The sequence below is a fragment of the uncultured Lactobacillus sp. genome (assembly GCF_946477725.1).
GTDB lineage: Bacteria > Bacillota > Bacilli > Lactobacillales > Lactobacillaceae > Lactobacillus.
Genome location: NZ_CAMKZC010000043.1, coordinates 1 through 6,813, shown reverse-complemented (window position 1 = coordinate 6,813; position 6,813 = coordinate 1). Strand labels below are relative to the sequence as shown.

5 protein-coding genes and 1 pseudogene are annotated in these 6,813 nt (G+C 35.8%); 1 reads left to right on the top strand and 5 read right to left on the bottom strand.

Going from position 1 to position 6,813, the window contains the following annotated elements:
- A pseudogene (locus Q0R51_RS08840) lies at positions 1-437 on the bottom strand (M42 family peptidase); the annotation flags it as partial.
- A gap of 237 nt (positions 438-674) precedes the next feature.
- Between Q0R51_RS08840 and hpt the strand changes: the two are divergent.
- Positions 675-1,244: a hypoxanthine phosphoribosyltransferase gene (hpt, locus tag Q0R51_RS08835; protein ID WP_174795526.1), complete on the top strand. Its 570-nt coding sequence runs from the start codon at positions 675-677 to the stop codon at positions 1,242-1,244.
- Between the two features lie 145 nt (positions 1,245-1,389).
- On the opposite strand, the gene Q0R51_RS08830 is transcribed toward hpt, so the two are convergent.
- The 4 genes from Q0R51_RS08830 to rnr all read right to left on the bottom strand — a co-directional run bounded on the left by Q0R51_RS08830 (position 1,390) and on the right by rnr (position 6,707).
- Positions 1,390-2,736 carry a hemolysin family protein gene (locus tag Q0R51_RS08830; RefSeq protein ID WP_294758227.1) on the bottom strand — a complete coding sequence of 449 codons (1,347 nt, stop codon included), beginning with the start codon at positions 2,734-2,736 and terminating at the stop codon, positions 1,390-1,392.
- 90 nt (positions 2,737-2,826) lie between these two features.
- Positions 2,827-3,483, bottom strand: coding sequence for a nitroreductase (locus Q0R51_RS08825; RefSeq protein WP_294758225.1), 657 nt, complete (start codon positions 3,481-3,483; stop codon positions 2,827-2,829).
- A gap of 431 nt (positions 3,484-3,914) precedes the next feature.
- Positions 3,915-4,373, bottom strand: a complete 459-nt coding sequence (gene smpB, locus Q0R51_RS08820) for an SsrA-binding protein SmpB (protein ID WP_294758222.1) — start codon at positions 4,371-4,373, stop codon at positions 3,915-3,917.
- Positions 4,374-4,382: 9 nt separating this feature from the next.
- Entirely contained in the window at positions 4,383-6,707 is a 2,325-nt protein-coding gene (gene rnr / locus Q0R51_RS08815; RefSeq protein ID WP_294758220.1) for a ribonuclease R, read from the bottom strand.
- Positions 6,708-6,813: the final 106 nt, after the last annotated feature.

Sequence of the window (6,813 nt, the reverse complement as noted above, 5' to 3'; positions counted from 1 at the left end):
GAACTGGAACCAACGTCAATTGACATATCGGCTACGTCCGGTACATTATTTTTTTCGGCTGCAGTCATAAAATGAGGTGGTTTAGTAGCCACAACACCGGGAACGTATTCACCTGCACGATTTTTAATTTTTACGCGCAGAGCAGGAATATTATATTTAACCCAGCCGCCAAGGGGTACAAACTTAATCATGCCATTAGGACGGACAGCTTGAGTAATAAAGCCAACAGCATCTGAATGTGCATCCAGTTGAATCACTGGCCGACCTGGTTGGTTTTCTTTTTTGCTGGCATACACATTGAGCATACCATCAACTTTCACGTCAGCGAAATCTTGAACAGTATCGGTAAATAGTTTAACAAATTCTCCTTCAAAACCAGAGGTGGAATTGGCATCAGAAAAAGCCTTGAGCATTTTAATTTCTTGTTGTTTTTGCATTTTTTTACCTTTCACTAAAATATCTTATTCTTTAATTTTACCAAAAACTGAGGTTGCACGTTAAAAATTTAAGCAAATCGAGAATTATCTTACTGCTTTTGGCAGTATAGCTACTTTTTGTACGTAATTGACTGTTAAAAAAGTGAAAATAGTTAAAAATGGTCTGTTTTTTTAGCAAAAAAATGATATAATCGAAATATTAGGAATTTAAATTGTTTTACAATGAAGGGTAGATAAATGCCAAAAAACGACAATATTAATAATATTATTGATCATAAATTGTTTAGTGAAGATGACATTCACCAAATGTGTGTTAAGTTAGGAAAGCAGCTTACTAACGATTATGCTGGTAAGAAACCGTTAATCGTTGGTGCTCTCAAAGGTGCTGTTTTCTTTTTAACTGATTTGGTTAGAGAAATGGACGTCAAAGCTGAAATTGATTTTCTCGATGTCTCAAGCTATGGTAATGAAATGGAGTCTTCCGGGAAAGTTAAGCTAGTTTCTGATTTAGCATCTGATGTGAAAGATCGTGATGTTTTGATCGTTGAAGACATTGTTGACACTGGTTTAACTTTAGATTTTATGAAAAAGTTGCTTGAAAAACGTGGGGCAAAAAGCGTTAAATGTTGCGTTTTACTTAACAAGGAAGCAAATCGTAACGTTGATGTTGATGTTGAATATTATGGTTCAAAGGTTGGTAATGAGTTTGTAGTAGGCTACGGACTTGATTTCATGAATTATTACCGTAACCTGCGTTACATTGGTGTACTAAAACCCGAAATTATTAAACTGGTTAACAATAAATAAAAGAGTCTGGGAAAAAAGTGCTCTTTGAAGTTAAATTAAAAAATTTCACAATTTAAAAAGACCGACAAATCAACGTTTTATTGACGTGATTTGCCAGCCTTTTTAGTTAGGTTAGAGTTTTTTCCCAGACTCTTTTTAAATGACTTTATTCTTCTTGAGACTCTTTTGGTTTATCGTTAATATTTTTAACGATAAACCAGCGCATGAAACCCTGTTCGATATCATCGAGCTTAAATTCAAAGCCCTCTAATTTAACTTTCTCGCCTTTTTTTAAGTCCGGATAGTGTTCCATCATATAGCCACCAATGGTGATAATATCACTATCCTGGAAACTTTTTAAGTCAGTCTTAAAATATCTGGCAAAATCATATAGGGTCGTTTTGCCCGATACATGAATATTACCTTGCTCATCTCTAATTATATAATCATCAGAAACGTCATCTATTTCATCTTTAACCGTACCAAACAGTTCCTCATAAATATCCTTATCCGTGACTATTCCACTGGTACCGCCATATTCATCTACTACCAAAACGATTGGTGTGTGTTTTTTAATCATTAACTGCAAAATATCTTGGATTGGCATGGATTCAGGCACTGTAATCATTGTTCTAATAATACGTGTAACTGGCACCTTGTCGTCAATCTGGCTCTGTTGAATAACATCAAAAGCATAGATATAACCAACAATATCATCTTTGTTATTGTCGCGAACAACCGGAATTCTACTTGAACCTTCATCCAAGTACAATTTAAGTGCTTGCCTGATAGAATCAGTTGAATTGATAACCACTAACCGAGTTCTATCCGTCATAATATCTTTGGCTATTTTATCATTCAGCTCAAAAGCACGTTTCATATATGTCAGATCATTTTTATCAAGCGAGCCACCATGAACGGCTTTCCGCGATAGTTTAATGATTTCTGATTGCGAGTAAACCTGATTTTCTTCATCAGCCGGCTCAAAACCCAACATTTTCAGTAAACCATTTGAACTAGCATTAAGCAGCCACACAAACGGATAAACCAGGGTGTGGAAAAGCTGCAAAGGGGTCACAATTTTAAGCAAGATTTTTACTGGCATGTCAATTGCAATATTCTTAGGTACAATTTCTGTTACCACAACTTCTAAATAAGTTAACAAAATTACACCTAAAATCGCACTTAGTGAACGAACTACCGCATGATTAAGTTCTACTAAATTAAATGCTCTCTCAAATATTGCAGCCAAAGTATCCGCTGAAAACCAGCCCAAAACTACACCAACTAAAGTAGTTCCGACCTGTGTCGTTGAAAGGTATTCATTTAAATTATGAGTCATATGCAAAGCGCGCTTTACTTTGCGCTGGTTGCCAATTTTATTAGACAACATGTCTTCCACCTGGCTGGGTCTGGTTTGAACCAAAGCAAATTCTGCAGCAACAAAGAACGCTGCAAAAACAAAAATAACTAAAGTTGCTATTAAATTAGTAACTATTTGGGCTGTACTCAAAATCTATATCATCCTTATCAGTATAACCGTGAAAATTTCCTATTAAATATTTTATCATTAATAGCGCTTTATTTAAATTGTAGTACTTGTCTATTTAACTAATTTATATATTTTTTTGAATGGCAAACGATCAGGATAAAATTTAGGATCATTGACTTCAGCTGCATTATCTTGATATCCTAATCCAATTGCCATACCAATAAGCTCGTCTTCCGGAATTTTGCCATATTTACGCACTAATTCGGGATAAGACACCATTGAGTGTGCCGGCATAATTGCTAATCCGGCATTAAGTGCCAGCAACATGATGCTTTGTGAAAAAATCCCTAAATCATAAACAGACCAAATGGGAGAATTTCTGGGAATCGTAAGAAATGCCACATCCTGGGCATTAAACATATTGTTATTTGATTCTGTAAATAATTCCATTTTATTATTGAAAAAATATGGTTGTGAAGCTCCAACTGCAGCCATATTTTGACTGGGATATGAATCCCAATCAAGTGACAGCATTTTGACAAAATCTTCATGAGGCTCAACATTGTTCTCTATTTGAGATTTGACCTCTTTTTTTAAACCAGCAAGTGCGTTACCAGTTAACATATATACCTTCCAAGGTTGCGAGTTAAGCAGTGACGGGGATAATTGTGCCCTTTTAATAATATTAGCAAGTAACTCTTCCTTAACTTTTCTATTAGTAAACTTGCGAGTAACTCGTTCATGGTTATAAACTTTATCAAATTCCATTACGACTCAAATCCTTACATACAAATAGCATTATCAAACACTCTACTTATTAAACAAAATCTCTCTAAAATTTTAAAAACAGGTAGAATTAATCAAAAACTCTCGTTTTTTGCTATACTCACTTGTTTACACTTTATATAAAGCTATAAATTAAAGTATTACTATCTAATAAATTCAGTCATATAAACATTAATTATATTAATAAATTATACACAATATTGCAAAGGTATTCAGTAAGATTAACAGAATATTTCTAGCAAAATTGTTCTAAGGACAACTTTTGATTAGAGCATAAAAGCTTTTGATGGTTCTTTTACACTATATTAGTATCGCTTAATTATATATAAATAAACAAGCTTTGATAAGTTGCTAATTTTAAAACAAATGCATAATTAAAAAACAGTTCAACTAGAAAACTAATTAAACCGTCCTTAAATTTTATATTGCCTGCGTAATTCACGCTCTTGATCGCGCTTCTTAATGGTCTCGCGCTTATCATATTTTTTCTTTCCTTGGCCAACACCAATAAGAACTTTAGCAAAACCATGTTTAAGATAAACCTTCAAAGGGATAATTGCAATACCCCGCGTAGATTGGTCTTTAGCAAGTCGCTGAAGCTGCTTTTTATGCAAAAGTAATCTTCTTGAACGAAGAGGATCATGGTTATAACGATTACCTTGCTTATATTCACTAATGTGGACGTTCTCCAGAAAAGCCGAACCATTAATAACTTGAACATAGCCATCGCGCAAGTTAATACGTCTTGCTCGCACGGATTTAATCTCTGTACCTGTCAAAGCAATACCGGCTTCATATGTATCCTTAATAAAATAGTCATGATGTGCTTTTTTATTCTGAGTAATTAAATTCTCATTTTTTTCTTTTTTCAATTTTTCAACCTAATGTTTGTATCTACTTAAATGTGGATGATTGCCATTTTTTTGAAAATTGTTACGGTAGTGTCCTTTATGTGCGTGATCATTGCGAAAACCCCGATTGCCCCGCCTTTCAGTTTTAACGCCGCGGTTATTATGAGGCTTTTTAGGGGCATTGGGATCATAAATTTCAAAGTCCAGTTGATGCTGTTCAACATTAGCATTTGTCAGAGTGACCTTAAGCGGCATCCCTACGTGGAACTGTTTATGAGTACCGCGACCAGTTAATGTCATGCTTTTTTCATTATAATTATAAAAATCATCTGTTAAATTGGAAATGTGAATAAGTCCCTCTACCGTGTTTGGAAGTTGAATAAACATACCAAAGCTGGTTACAGATGACACTACAGCATCAAAGTGATCCCCCACTTTATCAGCCATAAATTCGGTCATCTTTAGATCATTAACTTCTCTTTCAGTATCAACGGAAACTCGTTCCTGAGTTGAAGTTTGATCAGCTACATCCGGCAAATAGCTTGCAAAATGATCCTGCGTTTTCTTGTCAGTCCCTTTTTCACTATAAGCATGAATCATCCTGTGAACCATCAGATCTGAATACCTTCTGATTGGTGAAGTAAAGTGGGTATAGAACTTAGCTGCCAAACCAAAGTGTCCTAAAGGTTCTTCTGAATAATGTGCCTGCTTCAAGCTGCGCAGCATCATCATTTGGACCACAGCTTCTTCCGGAGTACCTGTAGTTTTAGCAACTACTTTTTGTAAATCAATTGGCTTAACATGGTTTGGATCAGCTGTAATATGTAAGCCAAATGCACTACAAAACTCAAAGAAGCTCTTAATCCGCTCACCATCAGGAGTTTCATGCACGCGGTATAAAAACGGGACATGCTTACGATAAAAATCTTCCGCAACAGTTTCATTAGCCAGCAGCATGAAGGATTCAATCATCTTTTCAGCTATTCCGCGATAGTGTAACACAATATCCGTTGGCTTACCCTGATCATCCACAATAATCTTTGCTTCAGGTTCTTCAAAGTCAATTGCACCACGTTGATGCCTCTGCTGGTATAAAATATTGTGCAGTTCAGCCATATTCTGCAGCATAGGAGCAAGCTTAACATATTTTTCTTCAAGCTCTTCATGATTATCAGGATCTAAAACTTTATTGACATTGTTATATGTCATTCGGCCATGTGATCTCATCACTGAAGGATGAATACGATAATTAACCCTCTGTCCTTCCGGAGAAATTTCCATTTCACAGGATAATACTAAACGATCTTGACCTTCGTTGAGCGAGCATATGCCATTTGAAAGCCTAAAAGGCAACATTGGAATAACACGATCAACTAAATAAGTACTGTTGCCTCTGGTAAAAGCTTCCTTATCCAAAGGAGAATTTTCTGTTACATAGTAAGCCACATCAGCGATATGAACACCTAAATGATAGTTACCGTTAGGCAATTTCCATAACACGACTGCATCATCAAAGTCTTTAGAATCATCACCATCAATTGTAACAGCTGGCTGATCCCTAATATCCTCACGGTTTGCCATTTCAGCTTCAGTTACGTGATCCGGAATGGCGTTAGATTGAGCAAGGGCATCATCGGCCCATTCAGTTCTAACGTCATGTTCAGAAACGATTGCCATAATGTCAACACCCGGCAAATTTTTGTTACCAATAACATTGGTAACTACACCAGTCATTGAATCTGGATTGTTCTTGTCAGGATAACTAGCAATAGCTACTTTAACAATGTCCTGCTTTTGAGGATGCAAACCGTCTTGGCTGATATAAACCCGATAATTAGCCAGCTTTTTATTTGAGCTTAAAACATAACCAATAAAATGACTAATTTTCACTTGGGCATCGGTCATAGGATAAAATTCACCCACAAGTGTCTTAGTCCCCCGCTCAAGAATTTGCTCTACTTGACCTTCAGGGCCCTTACCATTCCAGGGATTACCACCGGCAGTAATTTTAACCTTAACACTGTCTCCGTCAACAGCATATTCAGTATAGTCGCGGGCAATAAAAATATCATCCGCATCTTCATCATCAAGTTTGACAAAGCCAAAACCCTTACTGTTGGCTTTAAATATGCCCTCAACTTCAGTATTCTCCTGCGCTAATTGGTAGTGACCTTTACCATCAGTAATTATTTTCTTTTTTTGTTCTAAATAAGATAATGCTTTGACCATATCAGAAAAACTGCCAAGTCTGTCTCTACGTAACATACGATCAATTTGTTCTACTTGATATTGTTTTTTAGGATTATGACGAAAAATCTCTAAAACATTAGCCAAGATGTTCTCGTTTTGTGCCATGCACTTTAACTCCATTTCCTCATTAAAAAGATAAAAAAAGTCCTCCCATCGCTTGATCGGGAGGAACCATTAGTTATTTTGAAGACAAATAAGCTAATACAATAGC